Raw genomic sequence first — 26,598 nt, 5'->3', positions numbered from 1 at the left:
ATATTTCTCAATTTGTCCCTTCATAGCCACATTATTTCCATTGACATGGCAAATTATCCTTTCAAGCCTATACAGATATGGCTTAATGAGTCGAAAACCTCTGTTTGTGGATAAAATATTTTAACTTCGTAAACTGATGTTCTGGGAACTATTGAGTCCCAATGATACTTTATCAGGAAGGGGAAATAAAATGATTATTTCCATCACTATATTTAACCTCACAGACCTTGAATCTGTGATCCTAAATAAGCTATGAATACGAAAAAAAGAGTGGTTGTTGGCTTGAGCGGTGGAGTGGATAGCTCTGTTACCGCCTATCTTCTCCAGCAGGAAGGCTATGAAGTCATTGGAATGTTTATGAAAAACTGGCACGACGAATCCGTGACCATTTCTAATGAATGCCCCTGGATGGAGGACAGCACAGATGCTATGCTTGTGGCCGAAAAGCTGGGAATCCCCTTTCAGGCCATTGATCTGAGCGAGGAATATCGAGAGCGTATCGTCGATTATATGTTCTCGGAATACAAATCCGGCAGAACACCCAATCCTGATGTCTTGTGTAATCGGGAAATCAAATTTGATATTTTCCTAAAAGCAGCTCAAAAACTCAAGGCAGATTATGTGGCCACAGGTCACTATTGCCAAAAAGGCCTAATTGAAAAAGAGGGAAAAACCATCTTCCAACTGCTGGCAGGTGCCGACCCAAATAAGGATCAAAGCTATTTTCTTTGTCAATTGGACCAAAGTCAACTAGCAAAAGCTTTATTCCCCATAGGGCATCTACAGAAGTCCGAGGTCAGGAGAATCGCCAAGGAGCAGGATTTAATCACTGCCGACAAGAAAGACAGTCAGGGGCTTTGCTTTATCGGTAAAGTTCGCCTACCGGATTTTCTTCAGCAGCAGTTGAAGCCTAAGAAGGGTGATATCATGGTCATTCCAGAGACTCTCGCCATCTATGAGGCTATGAAACAGCCCGCAGGAATAAGTCCTGAGGACTATGATCAGGAAACGTTGGATACGATTTGTCTTCCTATCAGCTATCATAAAGAGCAGGGAGAGAAAATCGCTGAGCATAATGGAGCCCATTATTTTACAGTAGGTCAGAGAAAAGGCTTACATGTGGGAGGCACAGGCAAACCCCTATTTGTAATCGCCACGGATACGAAGGAAAACCTTATTTATACGGGATTGGGCGAGGACCATCCCGGCTTAATGCGGCATGGATTATTTGTACCCACGGAAGATATCCACTGGATCAGGGAGGACCTAGCGCTGGAAGTGGGAGAAAGCGCCCGTTATTTGGGTAGAATACGGTATAGGCAACCACTAACCGAGGCGACCCTTATTAGGAAAGAAAATGGACTATATATCCTATTTGACAAGGCTCAGAAAGGAATCGCTGCAGGACAATTTGTAGCGTGGTATAAGGACAATGAAAGTATAGGTTCGGGCGTAATTGCCTAAATCCATAATCAATAAAAAAACCAGCAGTAATTCTGCTGGTTTTTTTGATATTTGGTAATATTCTTCCCTCCAATTTGGTTATATTCACCAATCCTAAATTATCAATTCTAATTTTGCACACTTATGAAAAACTTATTGAAAGTTAAAATTGCATTTTTAATGTTAACAGCCTTTTTTGTGTATGGCACATCAATGGCACAAGATGAAAAACCCAAATCCCCACCAGCCACCGCAACCGGTGAAATCAATGGAGCAACTATCACCATCAACTATTCCAGCCCAAGCGTAAGAGGAAGAGTGATCTGGGGTGACCTAGTTCCTTTTGACCAAGTATGGCGTGCAGGTGCTAATGAAGCTACCACTTTCCAAACCTCCAAGGACATCATGGTAGAAGGTGAAAAACTTCCTGCCGGAACGTATAGCTTTTTTATCATCCCAGGAGAAATGGAGACCACATTTATCTTCAACGAGGTCGCTGAGCAATGGGGTTCTGGCAAATACGATGAGGCCAAAGACGTTCTTCGTGTAACCGTAAGTAGCATGCAAACTTCCACTATGGAAGAGCAATTGGTTTATGAAGTAACCAAAGGCGGATTTGAGGTAAGATGGGAACATGGAAAAGCTAAAGCAAGCATAAAATAATTAGATCATTAAATTGATTACTACTTATAAAAGGAACAAACTTTCAGGTTTGTTCCTTTTTTTATGATATGATTGGTATAAAATACCTGCTGTTTAGGACTAAATCGAATAATTTATGACCCCACTTAACTTCCGAGCCTCTTCAGCAAAGTAATAGAATTGGCGGAAAAAGAGGGAATTCTCTTGCCAAAGGAATCCGGTGAGGCACCTTATTTCCAGTGTTATTTATCTATGGAAAGCATTCTCCTTTCCCTTTTTTTTTGGATTAGCCTTTGGCAATACACGAGTAGCTATAATTCATTTTGACAAATACACTAAGTATATAAAGGTCCAGGAGAAATTCCACCCATTCTAGTAGCAAGTCTGGGTATTCATTGGGATTTGTGGATATGTGGGATTAATTTTGAACAAAAAAAAGGAACCTTTGAGCTTCGACTATACACAAATTGCACTTCCTGTGGTGGAGATCATCCCCCAGCTTCAAGAGCGTATTTCCAATCATCAAACCGTCATCCTCCATGCTCCTCCTGGCGCAGGAAAAAGCACCTTGGTCCCACTGGTTCTAAAAGACCTCCCGGGCATCAAGGGCAAAAAGATATTGATGCTGGAACCCCGGCGACTTGCGGCCAAATCCATTGCTAAGAGGATGACCGATCTATTACAAGAGCCACTGGGAGAAACGGTCGGTTATCGCATCCGATTTGAGCAGCGAATCACCCAAACTACACAAATAGAAGTCATCACTGAGGGGATAATGAGTCGCTTGATTCATGCGGATAATTCACTGGAAGAAGTGGGCTTAGTTATATTTGATGAATTTCATGAGCGGAATATCCATTCTGATGTAGCTATGGCACTGTGCAGGGAAGTTCAGCAGATTTTACGACCCGACCTTAAGATTCTGGTCATGTCAGCAACGCTCGATCTCGATCAGTTATCCACACTTCTGGATGCTCCAGTGGTCGAAAGCCTCGGCAAACAATATCCTGTAAAAGTCAAAAACCTCGGCGATAGTGACTTATCCACATTGCCGGAACAGATGGCACAGGCTATTGATCTGGCCATCAACGAAGATGAGGGTGATGTCCTTGCATTCCTACCCGGTCAAAGGGATATTATTAAAACTTTTGAGCTTCTCAAACGGAGGTTTCCTGAGATAGCCATTCATCCTTTATATGGAATGCTAAGTCCGCAGAGGCAGCATCAGGCGCTTTCGCCAGACCCTTCCGGCAGAAGAAAAATCGTATTGGCTACCTCCATCGCCGAAACCAGCTTAACGATCGAAGGGGTGCGTATAGTGGTGGATTCTGGCTATGGTAAATCCTCCGTCTTTGACCCGAGGTCAGCCATGTCCAAATTGGTGACTCACCGTATATCTATGGATTCAGCAAACCAGCGTACTGGCCGGGCGGGAAGATTAGGACCTGGCAAATGCTATAGGCTTTGGTCCAAGGCCACCGAAGACCGGATGAAATTATTTAGAACCCCAGAGATTGTAGAAGCTGACCTCGCCACCATGGTTTTGGATTTGGTAGATTTTGGGATCAGGAATATCAACGGGATGACCTGGCTTACTCCTCCTCCAGAAGGCCCTGTATCACAGGCTTTGGACTTATTGGAGGAACTCGGTGCTATACAGGAAGATAAACTCACCTCCCATGGTGAGGATATCCGAAAGCTTCCCTGCCATCCCCGAATAGCTCATATGCTTCTTAAGGCCAAAGATCATGACACCTTGGCTTTGGCGGTGGACTTGGCGGCCTTGTTGGAGGAAAAGGATCCTCTAGACCAAGCTGCAGGTACCGATATAAGCCTGCGCATTGAAAAACTGCGACGGTCGAGAAACTCAAAAGGCGTAAATCGCAAATTTGATCGGATCGAAAAAGTCGTTTCCAATTATTTGAAGATATTCGACACCAAGCCAGAAACCACCTTATTTGATCCTTTTGAAGTTGGCTTACTTCTAACCTACGCCTATCCAGAGCGAATAGCTCATGCACGGCCTGGCAATAACGCTCAATTTAAACTTACCAATGGTAAGATCGCAATGATGCACCATAGCGATGACCTGGCCCATGAAGCCTGGATCAGCGTAGCCCAGTTAGATGCCCGCGACGGCATGGGCAAGATATTCCTGGCTGCTCCACTAAATCCAAGGGACTTGGCGGAGCATGTGGTGGAAGAGGAAATTGTCACCTGGGATTATCAGCTAGAGAAGCTCAAAGCTGAGAAACAATGGAAGATTGGGAATATCGTCCTCAAAAGCATGGCCTTAAAAGCTGTGGATAACTCTAAAAAAACCAAGGCGCTCACCACCGTGCTACAGGAGGATGGCTTGCGGGTATTGGATTTTTCTGAGGATTTTATCCAGCTGCAATCGAGGATTTTAAGCCTCAGAACTTGGAATCCCGATCAATCATGGCCAGAGGTCAGCACCGCTAACCTACTCCAAGACCTCAATTGGATAGCCCCTTATTTGGATTCCATTTCTTCTAAGGTAGATTTCAAGAAGCTTGACCTGAAGTCAATACTTTATCATTCCCTGGATCATCAATTGCAAGCTAAATTAGGCGATCTTGCTCCAGATAAAATCCAGGTTCCCAGTGGCTCTTTTATCCACATCCACTATCAGGACGATGGATCCACTCCTGTATTGGCTGTTCGGTTGCAGGAAGTATTTGGGCTTTTGGACACTCCTACCCTGAATAATGGAAAGATAAAGGTGGTAATGCATCTGCTATCTCCAGGATACAAACCCGTTCAAGTAACGGAGGACCTCCGTAGTTTCTGGGACCATACTTATTTCGAAGTCAAAAAGGAACTAAAAAGACGCTATCCTAAGCATCACTGGCCAGAAGACCCGTTGCAGGCAGAAGCTGTTCGAGGGGTCAAAAGGAAAAATCCTTAGCCAATGGTGGAATTATAAGGCACTTTATATAAATTCAATTTCATCATCATAGGATATTCATTTCATTGTAGGGCTTAGTGCCAAAATAAAATTTTGAAATCGTAATAATAAATGAAATTTCATTAGTAATAATTAAACCTATAAAATCAATACCAACCTTAATCAACCTATTTATATGAAACTATTCAAACCATTGACATTAGCAATATCCTTTGTACTTGCCACATTTTCAATGGCTTATTCTCAGGGAAATGCACGTCATATTTATGAGATAAAAGTGTATCATTTAAAGGATCAGCAACAGTTCTCAGCCTTATCGAGCTTTCTTAAAAATGCCTATATCAGCTTTGCCAAGGATCAAGGCATTGATGAAATCGGAGTATTTGAGCCTTTAGAAGCTGATACTTTGGCGGGCAAGCGGATATATGTTTTCACGCCTTTCACCACGCTTGCGGAATACGGTAATTTTTCCAGTCAATGGAATGAGAAGCTCAAAGGTGATATCGAAGGCGCAAAAAAGAGCGGTCAGAAGATGTATATGCGCTATGAAACCACCTTACTAAAAGCATTTGCTGGCATGCCTGGCTTTGAGGCCCCTGCGCTGAAGGGAAAAGCAGCGGATCATATCTTCGAATTGAGAAGTTATGAAAGCCCGACAGACTTTCATTATCACAATAAAGTGAGGATGTTTAATGAGGGAGAAGTGGAGATCTTTGACCGCTTGGGCTTCAATGCTGTATTTTATGCGGAAGTTCTCGCTGGAGCCACCATGCCAAACTTGATGTATATGACCTCCTTTGACAATGCTGCTTCTCAAAAATCTAAGTGGCAGGATTTCGGAAAGGATAGCGCTTGGGTAGGAATGAAAAATGATCCACAATTTCAAAACAATGTTTCTTCCATCACCATCAACTTGCTAAAACCAATGGCCTATTCGCCAATTCACTAAGAAAGTTAAGCTTCTCTGTCCTGCCACTGTGAATAAAGCAGTATATATGCTTATAAGTTAAGCTAAGGTAAAGACGAAAATAGAAATAGAAAAAAAAGCCAGCCTTGAGGAATCCTCGGAGACTGGCTTTTTTGATTTCAGGTGTTGTGAGGCATATTTGCCTTTATTCTTATTCCTCTTCCCCCTCAAACATCGACTTTAAGTCGGCTAGGATTTCGGCAGCTTCCTGCTTTTTGATGTCCACGGCTTCATCGCCTGGCTCATTATTCAGGAAATGATTATAATGCTTTTCAGCCTTGCGGATCACGCGAGGAGTAATATCAAATTCCGTAAAATCTAAGTACTCTTTCGCTAATAAAGACGCTTTGAAATTGCCAAAAAGATAAATGCGCAAGATATCCACAAACTTAGTACTCAGGTCAAAGCCTTCTAAAGCCTGAACCAAAGTGCCATTTTTCATTTTATATTTATGGTCATTGATGACTTCTAAGAGTGGATCGAGAGCCGCTTCATTATTGTCCATCGCTGATAAGGCCCTAGCGGCAAGGTATGCGTTTTCGATATCCTCATCCTTCAGCAAAGCCACCAGCCGGTTTAGGACTTCTTCCCCTCCTATTTCCGCCAACCGATCGGCAAAGACAAAAGATTCCTCCTCCTCGCGATCACACATTTTCTTAATTAGTACATCAATATTATCAGTCATAATAGAATTTTTCCTTTGAATGGCAAAGATAGTTAGTAAAATGAATAGCTTGCACCAAAAATAGGAATTTTAGTCAACAATGAAGGTCAAAGAAGTAAGCAGTGCAGAATGTGCTCAAATCGTTGAGCGGCTGAAAACCGCTCCCTTTTCGATGGAAATCAATGATACAAAGAATACGATCAATTATTTCCTGGAGGAAGAGAAATGCCTCAGCATCCGCGCGCCTTTTTTCTGGACGGACCTTCTACAACCGTTGACAAATACCCTTGACAATTTTAATTACGCTCTTTTGATGGTCCGATCAGGTATCGCCTCTATAGGCTATTTCGAGAATGGAGAAAACATGGACCATAAAGTTTTCAGAGCTTATATGGTTCGGAAAAAACAGGGTAAAAGTCAAATCAAATATTTGAAGACCAAGGGGAAGTCAAGAGCAGGGTCTCGGGTGAGATTAGCGGAGACACTTGAATTCTTTGAGGAGATTAATGAGAGACTTGCCTATTACGAACAAACTTTTCGAATTGACAAATTAGGTCTAGCCTGCGCCACCACACTGATCCCTTATCTATTTGACGCTAGCAAGGTGCTGCCCATCCCTAAGAAAGACCTGCGATGGGCCAAAATACCTAAGCATATAGGTAATCCTACTTATGAAAGCCTATTAGAAACCAATCAATTTCTCTTGCGCGGCACGATCAGCTATGATATACGCTTTGCTAGCTGGGTGGAAGGTCAAGCTTCCTCCGGCCCAAAAGAGACTGAGCAAAATGAAGATTTGGACGACTGGTAAGACAGTATCCTTCTTGATTTTCCCATAATCAGTAGGATTAAAAAAGGAAATAATAATAGTAAAAAATTAAAATGAGAACTATTTTTATATCTTAATCTCATTTCGACTATCATTTAATTTTTAAACTCCCGAAGCCATGCAGCTGAGAAAATTATTAGTCCTTACGATCTTATTTATTACTTTTTATAGTCAGCTAAAGGCTCAAAGTAATCATTATTGGACCAGGAATTATGGTAGTGAGTCGATGTTATTGAGTGGCTCTGTAGTGGGAGGTGTGACAGACCTGGGAGCTGTTTACTATAACCCTGCACGATTGGCACTTACTGATAACCCGGCATTTCTGATAAGTGCTGATGTGTATGAGCTCAATACTTATACGATAAAAGACGCCATTGGAAATCAAAAGGACATCAATAAGTCCTCTTTTGGGGGGGCACCATCTTTGGCAGCAGGGACTATCGGGGCGAGCAGAGATAGCAAGCATACTTTTGCCTATGCGGTGCTTCTAAGAACTGATAACAATTTCAGCTTTGCCTATCGGGATGAATACCTGTCAGATGTGCTTCCCAATATCCCAGGTGATGAGCTTTTTGAAGGAGATATCAATGTGGAAAATATCACCAAGGACCACTGGTTTGGTGGCAGCTGGGCCTATCAAGCAAAATCGAACCTAAGTTTTGGCCTCTCATTGTTTGGATCCAGAACAGAACTCGCTAAGGGCAACTCTCTCCAATTAACTGCTTTGGACACTGATAATGAGGTGAGTACATACCAGTATAATAGGAATTATAGTGTCAAAACCTATGGTTTCCTAGCCAAATTTGGGATGGCATACAAAAGGGATAAGCTTGACTTTGGTCTGACCATGACCACGCCTAGGGTAAATTTATTGGGAAGTGCCGATTATGGTTACAATTTGTACTTCGCTCCTACTTCGGCCAGCCCGAAAGGTGATATTTACGCCAACAGTTACCAAAGTGATCTTGATGTGACCTTAAAGTCTCCTCTATCCATTGGAGCTGGAGCAAGCTATCATTTTGGGAAGAAAAAGATCCTTCATTTTAGCATGGAATATTTTAAGAAAGTTCATAATTACAGCATTTTCGAGGCTGAGCCCCATACCATGCAGAGCCAGCCGGATTCTTTGGTGTCTTTTTCACTACAGGATGGGCTAAAGTCTATCATGAATATGGGAATTGGTGCCGAATGGTATATCAGTGAGAAGGTAAGCGGTTACGCCTCTTTCAGCACCGATTTCAATGCCGCTCCAAATGACGCCGTTAGTTTTGTGGCTCAGCGGGAGGTAGCCAGTAACCTAACGTTTGACGCCAACTTCTTTCACCTCGCAGGCGGCGTCCTGCTGAAATTTAAAGGGGCCGACTTCACCCTAGGCGCCACCCACACCAGCGGGACCACGGATTTCATGAAGCCAACGGCATTCCCCGACATCAATGACAATACGGCTCCGGCCGGCGATCAAGGCAGCATGCTGTGGAATAGGTGGCAATTTATCGTTTCTGTTTCCGTGCCCTTCCTCAAGGATTATGTGAAAAAAATGGAGGAAAAGATCTTATAAGTCTGCGTCAATAAGCCTGATCCAAAAGCAGATAACTAGCGCTCATTTTAATAGAAAATGATCCTACCCTCCGAATAAGACGTTATGCCTCGCAAGCCAGGCTGAGCAATCAAGCTCCTCTATGCTTTTGATTTTAAGGGCTATCTTATTCTGTCTGAAGGTCGTCAATATATGGACTATGCCTATGATGACTTATGGTTCCAGCACCCTTATTTCATTTTTCTATTATTTTCCATTTCAAGCCTAACTAATGATTAGGGAGTACAAGTCGAAGCGGTTTAGGTAATGTTGGAGCTAATTTACTTCATTAAGGTTCATTTAAGAGAAAATAGCCTCTCGATACACCTACAAAAAATTCATAAGGTTAAAAAATGATAGTTCAAAACTATCTTGATGAGTATAAAGCAAACTCACCAAGATAGTCGGCTAATAATTGTGCGGTCCATGATAGATGGTTTATAATAGCAGGCTGTAGAAAAAGGATGGAAAGCTAGATGTTCTTATAAGGCAGCCCTCCTGACCTTTGATCAAGGAAATATCCCTAAAATTTAAGTTGATAATCAGACATGGTCGCAGAGTATTCTAGTCCATAGATGCGAGAGGGCATTCCCATTTCTGCCAGAGAAGGGTGTACCCACTCACTCTTGACTCCATCAATCATAAATGACCCCGCGGGATCAACGGTGGCGAATGCAAATAGCGGATCTTTATAAGGGGCAATATTTGGCAGGGACCCATAATTTTCGTAGAACTCTTTAGGGTAATGGGCTGTACTTCGGTATTTATCATCCATCCATTGGTAGGACATGCTATTTATTTCGATATAATCTATTCCATTTTGATGGCGATGAAAATCAATGTGATTGTGACCATTCATGCAACAAATGATTTTATCAGAATTCATTTCCATAATTTGTTGTATGGCCAGGCGGTTCGTCACACCCCATTGGTAATGCCATAAGCTTTGATGAGAAAAAACGATAGTGGGTAGTTTAGTCTGCTCTATTTCCCCTTTAAACCATTCAATTTGCTCGTCATTGACATAAGTTCTCAGACTGGAATCCACATAGAAATTGGCCTTATCATAATCGGTAAACTTCCCATCCTGATACAGGAAATTAGCATCCAACACGATAAAATGAATGCCATGCCTATCAAAAGAATAATGCGTTTTGGGCATTCCCCAGAAATCTAACATTTCTGATTTGGAATTCTTATCCATGTCATGGTTACCTAAGACATGATATTTTGGTCCTTTGAAGCTCTCCCAAATGGACAGGAAGTCTTTATTCTTAGGATCGCCCATGCAGAAATCCCCAAGTTGAATTATAAAGTCAACATTTTCCCTCCTGGCTTTATCTATAAATTTTTCCAACCGCTCATTAGCATCTGGAATCAAATCCTTATGCACATCGGAAACAATACCAAAACGTAAGGTCGCAGCCCTTTCCGATAAAGAGGTTGACGGCTCAAAAGCAAGGGAGGTAAAAGGCAACATAGACGCGGTGGAAACTGCTCCGATATGCCCCATGAATTTTCGTCTGTTCAAAATTTCTATAGTTGATGTGAGTAAAAATAAGCATTGAGCCAATATTGATTCTAAACTTCAATGCCAATGCCCTTCTACAAATTAAACTTATCCCTATAATTTACACAAGGATTTGAAACTATTTACTTTTATTTCACATAAGATTGGGGCAGGGTGATTGCGATAAAGGACTTCACGGATCCTCGCTTTGAAGTTCATTTTGGGGGAAATTCGCGGTTTTGAAATGGAGGCGTACTCTTATTATCGATCAAAAAAAAATCCACTTACGAATATAGCACGTAAGTGGATAATATAAGAGCCTCCTGTCGGGATCGAACCAACGACCTACTGATTACAAGTCAGTTGCTCTACCAGCTGAGCTAAGGAGGCTTAATAATAAAATTGTATAATGAAATCGTTTATTTCATCAAGATGAGCCTCCTGTCGGGATCGAACCAACGACCTACTGATTACAAGTCAGTTGCTCTACCAGCTGAGCTAAGGAGGCTTTTAAGACAATTATTTCTTCCAATCAGGCTCAAAAATAATTTGAAACACTGTAATTAGAAGCTTATTATTGCCGTATTGCGAGTGCAAATATAGGGCTTTGATATTACCAGACAAACTTAAAAACAAAAAAATAAAGGAGGATAAAACTATCCTCCTAATTATTAGCGACTTAAAATTCTCTTAAAATTGAAAGTTTTTTCTTAAGCTTTTCAATTTCCGCCTCTGCTTTACTGATCTTTTCATCGAATTGATCTTTTAATTTATCCGCTGTTCTGCTGGATGCAAAGAAGGCAAGGTTGTTATTCCAAAGTGCAATATTATTTTCCAAATCAGAAATTTGCTTTCTGATTCCATGTTCTTTCTTGCTGAGTACACGATCGCTATTTGGATCAGCCTGGAGTTTATTGAGGTTTAGACGGAAGAGGAATTCCTCTCTATTATCACCGTCTGTATCCATCACAGAAACACAAGACTCCACTGCCTCGTTAAATTTGGCAGCTATATCCTTGATATTCTTACGGGGAACAAAGCCAATGCTATTAAACTCTTCAATCAAGGATTCCAGATTCTCCATAGTCAGATGCTCCGTCCCTGGCAAGGCTTTAATTTCCTCACAGATGGCCTCTTTCTTAGCTAGATTATCTTCAAACTCCTTATTGATTTCTTTATTCGCCTGTCTTCTATTGTCAAAGAAGGTATCACATGCCCCCTTAAATCGACGATAAAGCTCATCACGAACCTTCTCAGGCGTGGGTCCCAGTTTCTTCCACTCCTGCTGCAGCTTGATTAGTGCATTGGAAGTGGCCTGCCAATCGGTACTCTCTTTTATGGATTCAGCTGCAAGGATAAGTTCCTCCGCCTTTTCTTTATTGACTCTTCGGATTTCATCAAGCTCCTTGAAGAACTGATTTTTATTGTGGAAGAACTGCTTAAAATGTCCCCAAAAGGCTCTGTTGATATCTCTACCACTCTCACGAGGTACAGGGCCTATGGCTTCCCAACCCTTTTGGATTTCTAATATTTCTTTAGTTTTAGCATTCCACTCCTTGATTCTATTGGCTTTGAAGTCAGTAAACTCGTCCAGCTTAGTGATCAAGGCTTCTTTTTTATCTTGATTTTCCTTAAAAACCTCTTTTTGGCTCTCATAGTAGGCTTTACGCTTAGCATATACCGCATCAGAGGCCGATTTGAAACGCTGCCAAATCACTTCCTGATCTTCCCTAGGTACAGGTCCGATATGCTTAAATTCCTCGTGAAGCTCGTTAAGGCTTCTGATGGCTGTCCTGAGATCAGCTTCCTCGCTGAGTGCCTCAGCCTTAGCACAGAGTTCTAGCTTGCTTTCCAGGTTTTTCTTCCTGTCGAGCTCCTTAAGCTCAAAATAGATACTCCTATTGTCATAGAAGCGATCCATAAGCGCATTATAGGAGGCCCAAAGGCTCTTATTTTGAGATCCGGGAACGGGCCCTATCTCTTTCCATTCTTTCTGAATATCCTTAATCGTGGAAATACTATGAGTCGTCTCCTCTCCATCGACTAATTCACGGAGTCTTTCAAGGATATTATTCTTAGCAAAAAGGTTTTTTTCCTTATTCTCTTCCAACTGCTTCAGCTGCTGGGATCTACGATTTTTAAATTCACCGTATGAAGCAAAGAATAATTTATCGTCATCGGACTGGCGATAGAAAAAATCATCAGGGCTGCCTCCTTCCTTTACGAAGCCTTTGAGGGCAGCTTCTTTTTCTTTATTAAAGTGATCTTCCTCATAATGGGTTTTAATATCATTCGCCTGATGATCATTTTTAACAAAATCTCCTTTTTCCAACAATTCCTTGATGGCGCCAAGCAGTTGCTTTTTGTTAAAATTACCGTAATCTACATGAAGATCCTCCTCATGTGAATCGTCTTCTCCTGAAGATTCCTCTTCGTGAGATTCTGGTGCTTTTTCAGGTTCTTGATTAATACCCTCTTGCGCCTGCACTTCTGCGGCTTGGGTCACCTTATTTTCTTCTGAGATTTCCTTATCGTTCTCCATAATATCCTATGAATACTTCTTACCAAATATGCTTTAAACAAAAGTAATAAATAATTTAATTTAATCGTGGATCGATGGGATAATTTGCAATGGCCTGAAAATCTCCGCCCATCTTTTTGAGAGCTACCCGCCATAAGTCTTCCGGAGAGGACTGAAATATGGCCTTCGAATCCACATGGTCACTGACTATCCATGTTTTATCATTTAACTCACTCTCCAACTGCCCCTCTGCCCAACCGGAATAGCCAATAAAAAACCTGAAATTATCCAAATCCAATTGGCCAAGTTTATATTTTGTAACAAACTCATCAAAATCACCTCCCCAATATAAATCCTCCGCCAGTTCTACACTCCCGGCAATTGCCGCATCTCCCCTATAAATAAAATGTAAGGTGTTTTGCTCCACAGGACCACCGACATACACTTCCAGGTCTAAAAACTCCAAATCATCCAATAAATCCCGGACTTTCAAAATGGATAGTTTATTCAATACCAAGCCAAAAGATCCATGTTCGTTGTTTTCACATAATAAAACCACAGACCTCACAAAGTTTTGGTCCTGCAAAAAGGGCTCAGAAATAAGCAGATTCCCCGATTTGGGAACTATGTTTTTATCTTTATCCATCAATATTCGGTTGGTAATCGGGTTTTAATATAGGTCAAAATTTTATAAATGCAATTGATAATGGTACTTTTATACTAGGTAAATTCGCAATAATATATGGAACTATCTTCAATAAGAACTGACTACAGTCTTAAAACTCTTAATATCAATGGGCTAAAGGAGTCCCCAATGGAGCAATTTGCCGTATGGATGGACGAAGCCCTTCTTGCTCAGGTCACTGAACCTAATGCCATGAACCTCTGCACGGTGGGCAAGGACCTAAAACCTAGCAGCAGGATTGTTTTGTTAAAAGGAATGGATGTGGGTTTTATTTTTTATACCAATTATAATAGTAAAAAAGGACATCAACTGATAGAAAATCCGCAGGCCTCACTGACCTTCTTCTGGCCCGAGTTGCAGCGTCAGGTAAGAATAGAAGGCTTAGTAGAAAAAGTGAATACCGAGCTTTCCGACCAATATTTCCACTCCCGGCCACTGGGAAGTCAAATCGGCGCCTGGGCATCCCCCCAGAGTCAGACTATACCCAATCGGGAGTTTTTGGAAGAAAAGGAAGCGGAGGCTAAAATCCGATTTGAAAAAGAGGAATTGAAGCGACCTGACCATTGGGGAGGCTATAGACTCCAGCCCGACCTGGTGGAGTTTTGGCAAGGTCGAAGCTCCAGACTGCATGACCGTATCGTCTATGAAAAAATGGATAATCAGTGGACAAAAAAAATGTTGGCTCCTTAATAAGGCCAACATTTATTTTTTAAGGTTATATAAACAGAATGGGAAATCCCCTTCCTAGCAGGCTTTAGCGCTCAGCTTATTTCCTGATTTATTCTTTAGTGCAGGTCGAAAAGATCCCTTACCCCTACCATTTTCTCGACGGTAAATCCTTCTCCATACTGGACATTAATCATATGTCCGAATTCCCTCGCTCTTGCCTCTATAAATTTGAAATACTCCAAACTGCTGATAAAACTCGCGGGTTCCTGATTATTAGGATCATAAAACTGACTTTTAAAAGCCTTAATACTCTCTAGTTTGGTCTCCCAAAACTCCGAGATATCAAAGACAAAATCGGGCTTTATATAGTTGTTTTGAATATAATGATAGACATATTTGGGTCTCCACGCTTCCTGCTGAAGGCCTTCATGGTCTGTTTCCACCATTCGCAAGCCGCTTATAAAGCAGGCCTGAGAAGCCACTTCGCTGCCTTTAGGATGGTCAGGGTGGCGATCAGTGATAGCATTTGCCAATACGATTTCCGGCTGGTACTTTCTGATGATCTTTACGATTTCCATCTGATGAGCCTCATCATTTACAAAAAATGCATCCCTAAAAGATAGGTTTTCTCTGGCTGAAAGATTCAGAATCTTACTTGCTTCGGCAGATTCCTGAAGGCGTGTTTCAGGAGTCCCGCGGGTCCCCATCTCCCCCTTGGTTAGGTCCAAAACACCTACTTTATGGCCTTTGGCTATATGTGCTGCGATGGTACCGGAGCATGATAGTTCCGCATCATCCGGATGCGCCGCTATCACGAGGATATCTAATTTCATGATTGGTAGTTTTTGATTGACCCTTATGCTTTTTAAAGCGGAATCTTATAATAACAGGAATATCAACAGCATTCCCTGCGAAATAGTTTATCGGATCCGTAATCTTTGGCCGACTCTGATGATGGAATTGGTAGATATGCCATTGAGAACTGCGATGGACCTAGAGGAAGTGCCGTATCTTTTGGCTATAACACTTAAGTTTTCGCCGCTCCTCACGCGGTGATATACCGCCTGCCGCATTTTTATGATATGCTCAAAACTGGTGGAGCTCACCGTATAAACAGAGCTCTTTAATCGGCCTACAGAAAAATCAAAAAGCTCGGTGGGGTTAATGGATAAACCTTGATACCTCACTTCAAAGTGAAGGTGAGGCCCTGAGCTCCTTCCAGTGCTACCTCCATAGGCGATGACCTCTCCAGCCTGTACCTCCTGCCCTACTTCCACATTGAATTTGGACAGGTGCCCATATAAGGTCTCTAAGCCATTCTTATGACGGATCACGACGTAGTACCCATAGCCATATCGATCATAGGATCGCATCCTTACAATGCCGTCAAATACGCTATAGACAGGGTCGCCAGTATTCAGGTCCAGGTCGGTCCCATGATGCCAGCGATATCTTCTAAATCCAAATTCCGAATTAATTTTAGTATGATCAAGGGGATTACTCCAGTTGGTCCCAAAGAAGGGATCATAGAGCTTGATATAGACAGTATCTTTAAATTCTTTTGGGTTGAAATTATAGCTATCGATGCGCTGGGTATCCCAAGACTGATAGTATTCGTAGGCGGTCACCCAGACACTATCGATTTGGATTTTTTCAGACACCTGAGCCAGTTGATAAGTAGGTACCCAGACCAAGGACAGCGTATCTGCATTGGCATAGGAAAGTCTCCGTCTAAGGTCTATTCGATCCTTATAGATAAGGGAATCGGTTCCTTTTTGGAGATTTTGAAGGTACTCCTGTACATCAAAAGTTTGTAATTTTCGGGCATCGGGTAAAATTACCGGCGGGGCCTGATTTTTTTTATTATTAGAAAAAATCTGTGCATAGGTACCTGTAAGGCCTATGCACAGATTAAAGATCACTGATAAAATTAAAACTCTAAATTTCATTGATGCTTTTATGACAACTCTTGTTCAGCTAGGAAACGTTCCGCATCCAGCGCTGACATACAGCCAGTCCCGGCAGCAGTTACTGCTTGACGATACACATGATCCTGGGCATCTCCGCAGGCAAATACTCCTTCAATATTAGTTTTGGTACTTCCTGGCTGGGTGATGATGTACCCAGCTTCGTTCATATCTATGAAGTCCTGGAAGATTTGAGTGTTTGGTTGATGACCAATAGCAACAAAGAAGCCATTTACATCCAAATCTCTAACTTCACCACTTTTATTATTTTTTATTCTTACTCCAGTCACCTCTTCTTCGCCCAAAATCTCCTCTGTTTCGGTATTCCAAAGGATTTCGATTTTCGGGTTTGAGGTGACTCTTTTCTGCATGATCTGAGAAGCGCGCATTTCGTCTTTTCTGATCAGCATATATACCTTATCACAGATATTAGCTAAGTAGGAAGCTTCCTCACAGGCGGTATCACCAGCACCCACGATGGCCACCGTTTGTTTACGGAAAAAGAATCCATCACATACAGCACAGGCAGAAACACCCTTACCATTCAGTCGGGTTTCACTTTCCAGACCCAACCATTTGGCAGAGGCTCCAGTGGAAATAATAACGGTATCAGCGATTATTTCATCCTTATCATCCACGATTACTTTGTGAGGTCGCTGGCTGAAGTCCACCGAAGTGACCATGCCATACCTTACGTCAGTTCCAAATCGCTCTGCTTGCTTTCTAAAATCCTCCATCATCTGTGGTCCCATCACCCCGTCAGGGTATCCAGGATAGTTTTCCACATCATTGGTGATGGTTAATTGACCTCCTGGTTGACCACCAGTATAGAGTATAGGACTGAGACCTGCTCTTGAGGCATAAATAGCCGCTGTATATCCTGCAGGACCTGATCCTACTATCAATACTTTTACTTTTTCTGCTTCTTTATTCATTGACCAATATTTTTTGGGTTGGCAAATTTTAAAATTTTAATCTATGTAACAAAACTTAAAACTGTTAAAATTCCCTAAATCTGAATATAAAATTTCTAGAGGAGAATTTATTGGGCTCTGCACACGGTCGATTTATGGCTTTAGCCAGCTGGCTTATACAATTTATAAATATATAGATCACTGAATGCCAGTAAGATAATTAAATTCAGCTGGGTATTGGTTTATTATTTTGCTGGGGCAATGGTGATTATTTTGGGCACAAGCGATTTTAGTTTCAGGGAAAAGGATCAGGTCTTGCATGAGCTGCCTCATTTTCTAAATGGAGGCAATCTGACGAAGAACTTATAAGCGATCAATTTCCAATTATACCCCAAAAAAAAAGGGGCATTTTGCCCCCTTTTTTGATAATAGGATTTTCAATATTACCCTAAGTAAGGTTTTAAGGTCTTACTTCTGGAAGTATGTCGCAATCTTCGAATTGCTTTTTCTTTGATTTGTCTTACACGCTCACGAGTCAGGTTGAATTTCTCACCGATTTCTTCCAGAGTCATAGCATGCTCGCCATTAAGACCAAAATATAGGGTGATTACATCCGCTTCTCTTTGAGTAAGGGTGGACAGTGCTCTTTGAACTTCTTTTCTTAATGAATCATTCATCAAGCCATCATCAGGCTTCTCTTCCCCGTCGTTTTCCAATACGTCAAGAAGGCTATTTTCTTCCCCTTGTACGAATGGAGCATCCATTGAGACGTGTCTTCCGGAGATTTTCATGGTATCCACCACTTCTCCAGCGGTCACTTCAAGTACCTCTGCCAACTCTTCAGGAGAAGGTTCACGTTCGAAACGCTGCTCCAATTCACTGAAAGTTTTGCTGATTTTATTCAATGACCCTACTCTGTTTAGTGGCAATCTTACAATTCTAGATTGCTCGGCCAAAGCCTGCAAAATAGATTGTCTAATCCACCAAACGGCGTAAGAGATGAATTTAAAGCCCCTGGTCTCATCAAATCGCTGAGCGGCTTTGATAAGTCCCAAGTTTCCTTCATTGATAAGATCTCCTAGAGACAAGCCTTGGTTTTGGTACTGTTTTGCAACAGACACCACAAATCGAAGGTTTGCCTTAGTTAATTTCTCAAGAGCAAGCTGATCACCTTCACGAATCCTTTTGGCTAGCACCACTTCCTCATCTGCTGTGAGAAGGTCCACTTTTCCAATTTCTTGTAAATACTTATCAAGAGATTGACTCTCTCGGTTCGTGATCTGTTTGCTAATTTTAAGCTGCCTCATTCAGGAATTTCTTTTTTGGTTAGGACTTACTTATAACAGATTTTTATCTTAAATAAGTTCAATTTACAATTGACTTATTAATTTAATCTTTTTTTTCAGATTTATCTGGTTTAGGCAGAAGAACCTTTCTTGATAGTTTAAACTTCCCAGTTTTCTTATCAACGTCAATTAATTTGACCATTATTTCTTCACCTGGCTCCAATACCCCATCCATATTCTCAAGTCTTTCCCACTTGATTTCAGAGATATGCAGCAAACCATCTTTACCTGGCATGAACTCTACAAACGCACCAAACGGCATAATGTTTTTCACTTTACCAGTATAGGTCTCCCCGATCTCTGGCTGAGCAACAATTGCCTTGATACGAGAGATCGCGCTGTCCATAGAATCCTGGTTATTGGAGAAAATATTGATTTTCCCTTCGTTGTCCACTTCTTCGATGACGATAGTCGCTCCTGTATCTTTTTGGATCTCCTGGATTACTTTACCTCCGGGCCCGATTACCGCTCCAATAAGTTCTTTAGGAATGGTCAGGTTGTAAGATCTCGGCGTATGAGGCTTCATCTCGCCTTTAGGCTCAGCTAGTGTTTTGCTGATTTCTTCCAAAATATGTAACCTTCCGTCTTTGGCTTGGTATAGAGCCTCTTTAAGGACGCTATAATCCAATCCTTCCACTTTTAGATCCATCTGACAAGCAGTGATTCCTTTGGCGGTACCTGTCACCTTGAAGTCCATATCACCCAGGTGATCTTCATCTCCAAGGATATCAGATAAGATAGAGTAATTGCCAGTGGTCGCATCGGAAATCATCCCCATAGCGATTCCTGTTACTGGAGATTTGATCTGGATACCAGCATCCATTAGCGCTAATGATCCCGCACAAACGGTGGCCATGGAAGAAGAACCGTTAGATTCTAAGATATCAGATACTACTCGTATCGTATAAGGGTTTTCATTTACTGGAGGAAGCACTTTTCTCAAAGCACGCATGGCCAGATTACCATGCCCTACTTCTCTTCTACCCGGTCCTCTATTAGGACGTACTTCACCAGTACTGAAAGCAGGGAAGTTATAGTGAAGGAAGAATTTATTATAACCAGAGATGGTCGCTCCATCCACCATTTGCTCATCGAGCTTGGTACCTAGGGTACATGTGGTGACAGACTGGGTCTCTCCTCTGGTGAATACTGCAGAACCGTGGGCAGATGGAAGGTAATCAACCACCGACCAGATAGGTCTTACTTCATCCAGCTTACGGCCATCAAGTCTTTTCTTCTCGTTTAGAGTAAGGTTTCTGGCGGCTTCTTTATGGATTTTCTTGAAATATGGGCCGATTAGAGAAGCTTCATACTCGTGCTCCTCACCGAGGCTTGCTATAAAGTCACTTTTGATGGTGTCAATCGCAGCACCTCTTTCGGTTTTATTTGGGGATAGCATACCCACAGCTGCATAGCATTTGTCATAAAGCTCAGCTTTCATCTTATCGAATAAAGCCAAATCTTCTTTTTCGTGACAATACTCACGCTTCTGCTCCTTGCCTACCTCTTTGGTAAGTTCTTTCTGAACTTCGCAATGTCTTTTAATTTCTTCATGGGCAAATTGAATGGCCTCAACCATTTCATCTTCCATGATCTCGTTTGCTTCACCCTCTACCATCAGGATAAACTCGGAAGAACCAGCAACGATAAATTCAAGGGAAGCAGTTTCTAATGCCTCCGGAGTTGGGTTAATCACCAATTTGCCATCAATTTTCGCTACGCGAACTTCGGAAATTGGTCCATTGAATGGGATATCTGATACAGAAAGTGCTGCAGATGCTGCAAGACCTGCCAAGCAATCAGGCAATACCTGATCATCAGAAGACATGAGGGTGATCATGATCTGAGTGTCAGCATGGTAATCTTCAGGAAAAATAGGACGGATGGCTCTGTCCACAATTCTACTGATAAGGATTTCATAATCCGAAAGTCTGCCTTCACGCTTCAAAAAGCCCCCCGGAATTTTGCCAGATGCTGCAAACTTTTCTTGATAATCTACCGACATAGGTAGGAAGTCAACTCCCTCCCCAGCCTCTTTTTTAGAAACCACGGTTGCTAAAAGCATGGCGTTGCCCATTCTAACGACAACAGCCCCATCAGCCTGCTTAGCCAATGCCCCTGTTTCGATAATGATTTCTCTACCGTCCTCTAGGGTGATAGTTTTTGATATTACATTTGGTAACATACGTTCTCTTTAAGAATAAATCTTCTAATAAAATTTTAAAAAGTAAGGTTTAAATGATTGGGGGAATTTCAAAAAAAAAGTAAGGTTCCCAATACAGGGAACCTCACGTTAAGCTTATTTACGTAATCCTAAGTCAGCCAGTACTGCTCTGTATCTTTCAATGTCATTCTTGTAAAGATAGTTTAACAGCGATCTACGCTTTCCTACTAATTTCAAAAGACCTAATCTCGTAGAGTGATCTTTTTTGTTGCTTTTAAGGTGATCAGTCAGGTGCTTGATTCGATAAGTGAACAGCGCAATCTGAGACTCAGGAGAACCCGTGTCTTTTTCAGATTTTAACCGACCATGATTCTTAAATAGCTCTTCTTTCTTGTCTGAAGTTAAATACATGCTTAGTTAAAATTATATTATAATTATGTAAAACAGCTACAAAGATAGCTGTATTATTTGGAATAGTAAAACCTACTGTTTACTTTTTGGGCTTTTTGATGGAAACCTAGCCTTTATTTTCTGGAAAAACACATAGTAAACATCTGCTTCAAAGATCCTAGCGTCCTTTCTCGCTTGTCTTAGAAAAAACAAGCCAATGGGCAAGAGCGCCAAATTTGAAAACCAAGTCCCTATCATCGGGTCTGCCATCCCCTCCTTCGCCCATTTTTCTCCTGTAATCGTCAGCATATAAAATAATACAAAGAAAATGATGGAGAACAAAACAGGCATTCCTAAGCCTCCTTTCTTGATGATCGCTCCCAGAGGCGCTCCTATCATAAACATAACGATACACGCAAAGGCCTGAGTATATTTCTGATACCAAGAAATCTGAAAACGCCGCTTCTCCCTTGACATATTTTCTACATTCCCCAAGTTACTACTGAAGTTGTTTTTTAGCGTTCTAGCACTTTGAAGCCCTATCGTCGCCGCCCGGTTCATATAGTTCCCGCCCAATAATACACTGTCCACCTTCGCTACATCCGTCTTATTAAAGTCCCTATACGCTGACTTATTCGCCTCTTCCTTTATCTTCTTCTCCTGAATCAACTTATTGGCCTTATTCAGCACTTCTTCATTGGCGGCTACCTTCGCTCCGTCCTCTTCCGTCTCAGAAGGGATCAGGCTCTGCTGCTCTTCCTGAGCCTTACCTTCTCCTATTATCTCCTCAGGAACATCCATATCCAAGGATAATTTCCTCTCCACCACGGGGGTGGAAGTAGGCCGTAATAAGTCTGGCTCCTCCTCGTCCTCCAAACTGAGCGTGTCTGGCTCCTCTGGTCTGTCCATGACTGATGGCTCATTGAGCCCGCCGCTCTCCATTTCCCTTTTCTGCGCTTCCTTCCATCTGAGATCTTTCAGCGAGTCCACATAGGCTTTCTTGATTTTTAAATCCTGGGGAATTTCAATTGTTCTTTGCTTTGTAAAGAACGAATAGGCCGACTGTAGCTGGGCGTAATTATAGTATTGGAAATTCACCAGCTGATTTGACATGCTATCCACATCGGCCTGAATCTCCTGAATATTTTTTATGGAGCGGTTTGAAGACCATAGGTTCTCAGGAGTCCTATTAAGTTCAAAAGCATCCAGACTAAATATGATTTGATTTTCGTCAAACTTGGTTCGTGTGAATGGGGAAGGTTTACCTCTAATGCCTCTTTTAGTATTTTCCTCATTATAATTATACCCATGATATAGGGTAAGCTTCATATAGCGATCATTAAAAAAGGGCTCCATCCTACCCGAATCGGCCAATATAACCGAGTTATTACCGCCAGCACCGGTATGATCATAGATGATTACATCCTTTAGCCGGACATCATCTAACTTCTGATTTACTTTGATGCTATAGCCGGGAATTCCATTATAGAATATTCCCTCACGGATTTCCAAAGCGGGTGATTTCATTCGGATATCGTACAGCAGACTGAAGGTCTTAAGGTTTACCTTAGGCACCAGGTAATTATTGGAGTTAAAAGCGGCTATCGCCAGAAAGACTACAAATACACCGATGGGCAATAAAGCTCTAAGGAGGGAAATACCACTGCTCTTAATGGCGGTCAACTCAAAATGCTCCCCTAAATTACCAAAAGTCATCAAGGAAGAGAGCAATACGGCCAAAGGTAAGGCCATGGGGGAAATAGAAATGACAAAGTATCCTATCAGCTCCATATACACACCAAAGCCAAGATCTTTACCAAAGATCTCATCAAAATACTTCAGCATGTTGACTGTAAGCAGTATAAAATCTACTACAATAAATGTTAACAAAAATGGCCCGATAAAGGACCCAAGGATTAACTTATCTAATTTCTTCATGAGGCGTCTTTACCACCAATGTTCACGTAATATGAATGCGCTAAGTTCATCATATTATATGAAAAATGGTAATATTAGGGACATTATCCTCCAATGATTTCCTTTAAATTAGCAATTAGTCCTTCCCAAATTTTTTCTAACTCATCTTCTTCATATCCGTCGCTATAGTCAATGATTTTTAAGAATATGGTTTGGGTAAGTTCGTTTTCTTCTAATTTAAATTCTACATAGGAATTATCATCCTCATTCTCTATTTCTGGATCAAAAAACTCAAACTTCACTAGGTGGTTTGTTCTTATCGATACAATACGAGCGTAGTGATCAGTACCATCGTAGTCAATATGAAAGGTCTTATTGTGATCAATGGTCACATTGTCCGCAAACCACTCCCCTAGGCCACTCGCTGTACTCAAATAAGGAAAGATGATTTTTTTGGAAGCATTTATCTGATAGTCAGACACAAATTTATTTTTAACCATAACCTTTAAAATTTTTATGAATAAAATGTCATTTTTTTTCCCCTTAAGCCTTGCATTTAAAATCAATACCCTACATATTTGCATTCCCATTCAGCAAGGGGATGACAACAAACCGAAGTCATATACTCTTCAAAGCTGAATGTAACACAATTAACGGTGTGTTTTGGCAGTTTCTCGAAAATAGTTATATCTGTTCTTTATGCTCACTTTTTCTATTATTTAGGTGGTGGGTGACTTTATATTTAATAATATAGTAAATATGACGGGTTCCATCTTCATATTTGGTAATTATTATTATTCTAAACAAGAGCTTAACTTTTGATTTTATATACAGTAAAAGTGATTTTACTTTATTTTCAGAAATTGATACTATGAGATTTTAATTTAAGTAATCCTTAATGGATTGATTATATGATATTTGGCGAGGTAGCTCAGTTGGTTAGAGCGCAGGATTCATAACCCTGAGGTCACGGGTTCAACTCCCGTCCTCGCTACTATTAAACCTTCCCTTGGTGGAAGGTTTTTTTTTGCCCTCTAGTGAATAGGTATAATTCACCTCCTTTCTTCCCTCCTTCTATTATTTTCGATCGATCAGCGATTAAGGCTATTCCTAAAATGGTCAATCGCTTCTGGTAATTGTATAATGGTGTAGAGCGTCTTTATCTAAATGCATATCAACACAATTCGCTTATAAGCTTTCTCAAAATCAATAGTCAGATTGCTCCTGACTCGTTTTAGGACCCGTAGGACTGCTTTCAGAATCGCCTCCCATCGGTGGTACGGATAAACATATAAAGTCATTAAACGAGTACCAAGTTTGATCATTAACGAAACTAGGCCTATTAACCAGTCTTTTCAGACTCATTAATAGGCCTAGTCAGTGATTATCATTATTCTTCATCACCTATTCCCCCCAGCTGCTTTCAATAATATAAAGGTACTAGAAAACACACAGGTCGATAATTTTGGTACTTAAAGTACAAAATAGCTTATTCTAATGCATTGATTTGAGTAAGGTAAAGGGTAGCTTTTGTCTCGCCAATATTTGAATCATTAGCAGAGATATTACTTTGAGGAGCCCCCATCATGAATTTCAGGATATAAGTGGTCAATTCCTTTGTATCTGAGGTGGTCCACATATAATTTCGCTGTTCAGGAGCAATATGATAAACATCTGCATCCCCCCAAGCTGCATTAGTTCCGGAATCCGGATTATCTGAATCATTGCCTACGTTACCATACCACACCATTGCCTGAGGCAATCTAAAAGCATTACTGGCATTTCCCATCGTTCCATTCTGATAGCCCAGGTGATTATTCCACATGATGACCGATGGCCCAGTATTACTCCGTATCTGAATATCTGCATTCTGTAGAGCTGTATTTTTAGGTACAAATACCCTTACTGAAAACTTACCATCAGGACTGGTCAAAAACCTATGATAGCCCTCTCTTCCATTATCGTTGGTGGCATATAAAGAACCAATAGAAGCTAAATAGTCTATTTTTGCAGAGGTGGATTCACCCACTGTTGCCGTACAAGATTGTATATCCAAGGTTCCAAAAGAGATATCAAAGGAGGCGCCATTTGGACTGTCCAAAGCTGGCGTACCTGTCACATCAAATACCAAGGTGCCATTGCCAAATTCTAATTCTCCACCTTTGAGGGTAGCCGTCAAGCCTGTATTTCCCACAGAAGAAATAGGTTCTCCTGCCTGATAGGTTCCTCCATTGCCTCCAGTATAGTTGATTTTCATAATACCACTATAAGCTGTCCCAGCAGAGAAAACCCCGGGCTCCAGACTGGCAGTAGCACAGAGTAAGGTTTCGATCTCTGGAGCAATGGCGGTCTTATCATTCAGAGCTCTCCACTCTAGCCCATTCCAAAAATAAAACCCCGCCATAAGACCTCCATCACCAGTATTATATACCATTAAACCCGCGGCCTGCCCTGTAATCCCATCTAGATCCTGAGTCACATTGTCCAGTACGACTCTTGGGATCAATACCCCCTTATCTGTGGATACAATGTCTAGGACCGATGAATTATCAGGTATATCTGTTCCAATCCCCTGCTGACCGAAAACCTGACCTGCAGAAAAGAAAAGTAAAGCATATAAGCAAATAATGACCTTTTTCATTTTGTTTTTTGTTAATGAGTATCAAATAGTAAATCCTTACATTTTTTTATTATGGTTACTAGCCGATCCCATAATATGTTAATAATAAATATCGTAATAACCCTATAATAATTATAAATTAATTATTATTTCAGGTATTCAATTATGATATAATAATCCCCAGACGGCTGCACATAACTAGTGGTTCCACTTCCTACCACCAAGGTATTCGTGGATAAGTCATAGCTTTTTATATTGGAGACAATAATATTTGTATCCTTATGAAGCAATTTAATGTTGAGGATTTGAGTGGCAGTAAAACCCGCTGCAGCACCCAAAGCAAATACCGCTGAATTGGAAGCCTGGGTAAACTCAATAGTCTTCCAATACACATCAGCTCCATTAATCCATGTTTTACCCGTAGTTTGTTCATCTGTACTGTAATTACTAGCCATAAGCAAGCTTGGATCCAAGGCTTTCACCTGTCCAGTACTGGCATCTGTCACCATCACGTTGTCCACGATGGTCCCCGATTCCAAACCACTGATCGAAAGGGTATTTGTAGCGTCAGCTGTGATACTGGTTGGCTCAGTCAATGTCCCTCCCAATCTTATTATATGGCCACTATCTTTGTTAAGACCATTCGTTACTTGGACAGAATTACCTACAAGCTCCTTCAAGTCAATATTAGTGACATCACTTTTCTCATCAGAATAGGACAATTGTTGAAGACTGATATCATAATATAAGGAGGTCAACGTCTCATTATCCTGTACTATCGCCGCAAAATTGATGCTCTGAGATGCACCATCATTATCTAAATAACTAAACGTTGTGCCATCATA

Annotated in this window: 21 protein-coding genes and 3 tRNA genes; 8 read left to right on the top strand and 16 right to left on the bottom strand. The window is 41.3% G+C overall.

What is annotated here, in order from left to right; translation table 11 throughout:
* Nucleotides 1-252 precede the first annotated feature (252 nt).
* From mnmA to B050_RS0110900, 4 genes are all read left to right on the top strand, one after another.
* Nucleotides 253-1,464, top strand: coding sequence for a tRNA 2-thiouridine(34) synthase MnmA (gene mnmA / locus B050_RS0110915; protein WP_018473949.1), 1,212 nt, complete (start codon nt 253-255; stop codon nt 1,462-1,464).
* 159 nt (nt 1,465-1,623) lie between these two features.
* On the top strand, nt 1,624-2,106 hold the full coding sequence (locus tag B050_RS0110910; protein WP_229802409.1) for a DUF2911 domain-containing protein: 483 nt from the start codon (nt 1,624-1,626) through the stop codon (nt 2,104-2,106).
* A gap of 424 nt (nt 2,107-2,530) precedes the next feature.
* A complete protein-coding gene (hrpB, locus tag B050_RS0110905; protein WP_044202374.1) occupies nt 2,531-5,014 on the top strand; it encodes an ATP-dependent helicase HrpB in 2,484 nt (827 codons plus the stop codon).
* Nucleotides 5,015-5,189: 175 nt separating this feature from the next.
* Entirely contained in the window at nt 5,190-5,963 is a 774-nt protein-coding gene (locus B050_RS0110900) for an NIPSNAP family protein (protein ID WP_157492732.1), read from the top strand.
* Between the two features lie 169 nt (nt 5,964-6,132).
* Here B050_RS0110900 and B050_RS0110895 read toward each other — a convergent pair whose 3' ends face one another.
* Nucleotides 6,133-6,666: a HEAT repeat domain-containing protein gene (locus tag B050_RS0110895; RefSeq protein ID WP_018473945.1), complete on the bottom strand. Its 534-nt coding sequence runs from the start codon at nt 6,664-6,666 to the stop codon at nt 6,133-6,135.
* A gap of 79 nt (nt 6,667-6,745) precedes the next feature.
* On the opposite strand from B050_RS0110895, the gene B050_RS0110890 reads away from it, so the two are divergent.
* Complete coding sequence (locus B050_RS0110890) at nt 6,746-7,456, top strand: hypothetical protein (protein WP_018473944.1); 711 nt, start codon at nt 6,746-6,748, stop codon at nt 7,454-7,456.
* A gap of 136 nt (nt 7,457-7,592) precedes the next feature.
* Entirely contained in the window at nt 7,593-9,032 is a 1,440-nt protein-coding gene (locus tag B050_RS0110885; protein ID WP_018473943.1) for an outer membrane protein transport protein, read from the top strand.
* A 541-nt stretch (nt 9,033-9,573) separates the two neighbouring features.
* Here B050_RS0110885 and B050_RS0110880 read toward each other — a convergent pair.
* The 5 genes from B050_RS0110880 to B050_RS0110860 form a co-directional block, all read right to left on the bottom strand.
* Complete coding sequence (locus B050_RS0110880; RefSeq protein WP_026235806.1) at nt 9,574-10,581, bottom strand: metallophosphoesterase family protein; 1,008 nt, start codon at nt 10,579-10,581, stop codon at nt 9,574-9,576.
* A 296-nt stretch (nt 10,582-10,877) separates the two neighbouring features.
* Nucleotides 10,878-10,950, bottom strand: a tRNA-Thr gene (locus B050_RS0110875).
* A gap of 45 nt (nt 10,951-10,995) precedes the next feature.
* Nucleotides 10,996-11,068: transfer RNA gene (locus B050_RS0110870), tRNA-Thr, on the bottom strand.
* A gap of 171 nt (nt 11,069-11,239) precedes the next feature.
* Nucleotides 11,240-13,102, bottom strand: coding sequence for a DUF349 domain-containing protein (locus B050_RS0110865; protein ID WP_018473941.1), 1,863 nt, complete (start codon nt 13,100-13,102; stop codon nt 11,240-11,242).
* A gap of 55 nt (nt 13,103-13,157) precedes the next feature.
* Entirely contained in the window at nt 13,158-13,727 is a 570-nt protein-coding gene (locus B050_RS0110860; protein ID WP_018473940.1) for a YqgE/AlgH family protein, read from the bottom strand.
* Between the two features lie 96 nt (nt 13,728-13,823).
* Here B050_RS0110860 and pdxH point away from each other — a divergent pair, with 96 nt between their 5' ends.
* On the top strand, nt 13,824-14,456 hold the full coding sequence (gene pdxH, locus B050_RS0110855; RefSeq protein WP_026235805.1) for a pyridoxamine 5'-phosphate oxidase: 633 nt from the start codon (nt 13,824-13,826) through the stop codon (nt 14,454-14,456).
* A 95-nt stretch (nt 14,457-14,551) separates the two neighbouring features.
* Here the strand turns inward: pdxH and bshB1 are convergent, their stop codons facing one another.
* The 8 genes from bshB1 to B050_RS0110810 all read right to left on the bottom strand — a co-directional run bounded on the left by bshB1 (nt 14,552) and on the right by B050_RS0110810 (nt 23,633).
* Nucleotides 14,552-15,268 carry a bacillithiol biosynthesis deacetylase BshB1 gene (gene bshB1 / locus B050_RS0110850; protein ID WP_018473938.1) on the bottom strand — a complete coding sequence of 239 codons (717 nt, stop codon included), beginning with the start codon at nt 15,266-15,268 and terminating at the stop codon, nt 14,552-14,554.
* A gap of 87 nt (nt 15,269-15,355) precedes the next feature.
* Nucleotides 15,356-16,384, bottom strand: coding sequence for a M23 family metallopeptidase (locus B050_RS0110845; RefSeq protein ID WP_018473937.1), 1,029 nt, complete (start codon nt 16,382-16,384; stop codon nt 15,356-15,358).
* A gap of 8 nt (nt 16,385-16,392) precedes the next feature.
* Nucleotides 16,393-17,337: a thioredoxin-disulfide reductase gene (gene trxB / locus B050_RS0110840; RefSeq protein ID WP_018473936.1), complete on the bottom strand. Its 945-nt coding sequence runs from the start codon at nt 17,335-17,337 to the stop codon at nt 16,393-16,395.
* Between the two features lie 422 nt (nt 17,338-17,759).
* Nucleotides 17,760-18,623, bottom strand: a complete 864-nt coding sequence (locus tag B050_RS0110830) for a sigma-70 family RNA polymerase sigma factor (protein WP_015267200.1) — start codon at nt 18,621-18,623, stop codon at nt 17,760-17,762.
* An 82-nt stretch (nt 18,624-18,705) separates the two neighbouring features.
* A complete protein-coding gene (gene pnp / locus B050_RS0110825; protein WP_018473934.1) occupies nt 18,706-20,847 on the bottom strand; it encodes a polyribonucleotide nucleotidyltransferase in 2,142 nt (713 codons plus the stop codon).
* 114 nt (nt 20,848-20,961) lie between these two features.
* Complete coding sequence (gene rpsO, locus B050_RS0110820; protein ID WP_018473933.1) at nt 20,962-21,237, bottom strand: 30S ribosomal protein S15; 276 nt, start codon at nt 21,235-21,237, stop codon at nt 20,962-20,964.
* Nucleotides 21,238-21,309: 72 nt separating this feature from the next.
* The gene (locus tag B050_RS0110815; protein WP_018473932.1) at nt 21,310-23,154 is read right to left on the bottom strand and encodes an LptF/LptG family permease; all 1,845 of its coding nucleotides are present in this window, start codon (nt 23,152-23,154) and stop codon (nt 21,310-21,312) included.
* Nucleotides 23,155-23,237: 83 nt separating this feature from the next.
* Nucleotides 23,238-23,633: an START-like domain-containing protein gene (locus B050_RS0110810; RefSeq protein WP_026235804.1), complete on the bottom strand. Its 396-nt coding sequence runs from the start codon at nt 23,631-23,633 to the stop codon at nt 23,238-23,240.
* A gap of 420 nt (nt 23,634-24,053) precedes the next feature.
* On the opposite strand from B050_RS0110810, the gene B050_RS0110805 reads away from it, so the two are divergent.
* Nucleotides 24,054-24,127 (top strand) — tRNA-Met (locus B050_RS0110805).
* 495 nt (nt 24,128-24,622) lie between these two features.
* On the opposite strand, the gene B050_RS22895 is transcribed toward B050_RS0110805, so the two are convergent.
* Nucleotides 24,623-25,774, bottom strand: a complete 1,152-nt coding sequence (locus B050_RS22895) for a hypothetical protein (protein WP_018473930.1) — start codon at nt 25,772-25,774, stop codon at nt 24,623-24,625.
* A 125-nt stretch (nt 25,775-25,899) separates the two neighbouring features.
* Nucleotides 25,900-26,598, bottom strand: a 699-nt coding sequence (locus B050_RS22315; protein WP_044202312.1) for a hypothetical protein, incomplete at its 5' end; no start/stop codon positions are given.

It is taken from the genome of Echinicola pacifica DSM 19836 (assembly GCF_000373245.1).
In the GTDB taxonomy this organism is placed as follows: domain Bacteria; phylum Bacteroidota; class Bacteroidia; order Cytophagales; family Cyclobacteriaceae; genus Echinicola; species Echinicola pacifica.
Note: the sequence above shows the minus strand (reverse complement) of the source record. Positions and strands in the feature narration are given on the sequence as shown.

What these genes read in the sequence shown, in the direction of transcription:
- mnmA (WP_018473949.1), top strand. Translation starts at nt 253, where the DNA reads ATGAATACGAAAAAAAGAGTGGTTGTTGGCTTGAGCGGTGGAGTGGAT.
- B050_RS0110910 (WP_229802409.1), top strand. Translation starts at nt 1,624, where the DNA reads ATGTTAACAGCCTTTTTTGTGTATGGCACATCAATGGCACAAGATGAA.
- B050_RS0110900 (WP_157492732.1), top strand. Translation starts at nt 5,190, where the DNA reads ATGAAACTATTCAAACCATTGACATTAGCAATATCCTTTGTACTTGCC.
- B050_RS0110895 (WP_018473945.1), bottom strand. Translation starts at nt 6,666, where the DNA reads ATGACTGATAATATTGATGTACTAATTAAGAAAATGTGTGATCGCGAG.
- B050_RS0110890 (WP_018473944.1), top strand. Translation starts at nt 6,746, where the DNA reads ATGAAGGTCAAAGAAGTAAGCAGTGCAGAATGTGCTCAAATCGTTGAG.
- B050_RS0110885 (WP_018473943.1), top strand. Translation starts at nt 7,593, where the DNA reads ATGCAGCTGAGAAAATTATTAGTCCTTACGATCTTATTTATTACTTTT.
- B050_RS0110865 (WP_018473941.1), bottom strand. Translation starts at nt 13,102, where the DNA reads ATGGAGAACGATAAGGAAATCTCAGAAGAAAATAAGGTGACCCAAGCC.
- B050_RS0110860 (WP_018473940.1), bottom strand. Translation starts at nt 13,727, where the DNA reads ATGGATAAAGATAAAAACATAGTTCCCAAATCGGGGAATCTGCTTATT.
- pdxH (WP_026235805.1), top strand. Translation starts at nt 13,824, where the DNA reads ATGGAACTATCTTCAATAAGAACTGACTACAGTCTTAAAACTCTTAAT.
- bshB1 (WP_018473938.1), bottom strand. Translation starts at nt 15,268, where the DNA reads ATGAAATTAGATATCCTCGTGATAGCGGCGCATCCGGATGATGCGGAA.
- B050_RS0110845 (WP_018473937.1), bottom strand. Translation starts at nt 16,384, where the DNA reads ATGAAATTTAGAGTTTTAATTTTATCAGTGATCTTTAATCTGTGCATA.
- trxB (WP_018473936.1), bottom strand. Translation starts at nt 17,337, where the DNA reads ATGAATAAAGAAGCAGAAAAAGTAAAAGTATTGATAGTAGGATCAGGT.
- B050_RS0110830 (WP_015267200.1), bottom strand. Translation starts at nt 18,623, where the DNA reads ATGAGGCAGCTTAAAATTAGCAAACAGATCACGAACCGAGAGAGTCAA.
- pnp (WP_018473934.1), bottom strand. Translation starts at nt 20,847, where the DNA reads ATGTTACCAAATGTAATATCAAAAACTATCACCCTAGAGGACGGTAGA.
- rpsO (WP_018473933.1), bottom strand. Translation starts at nt 21,237, where the DNA reads ATGTATTTAACTTCAGACAAGAAAGAAGAGCTATTTAAGAATCATGGT.
- B050_RS0110815 (WP_018473932.1), bottom strand. Translation starts at nt 23,154, where the DNA reads ATGAAGAAATTAGATAAGTTAATCCTTGGGTCCTTTATCGGGCCATTT.
- B050_RS0110810 (WP_026235804.1), bottom strand. Translation starts at nt 23,633, where the DNA reads ATGGTTAAAAATAAATTTGTGTCTGACTATCAGATAAATGCTTCCAAA.
- B050_RS22895 (WP_018473930.1), bottom strand. Translation starts at nt 25,774, where the DNA reads ATGAAAAAGGTCATTATTTGCTTATATGCTTTACTTTTCTTTTCTGCA.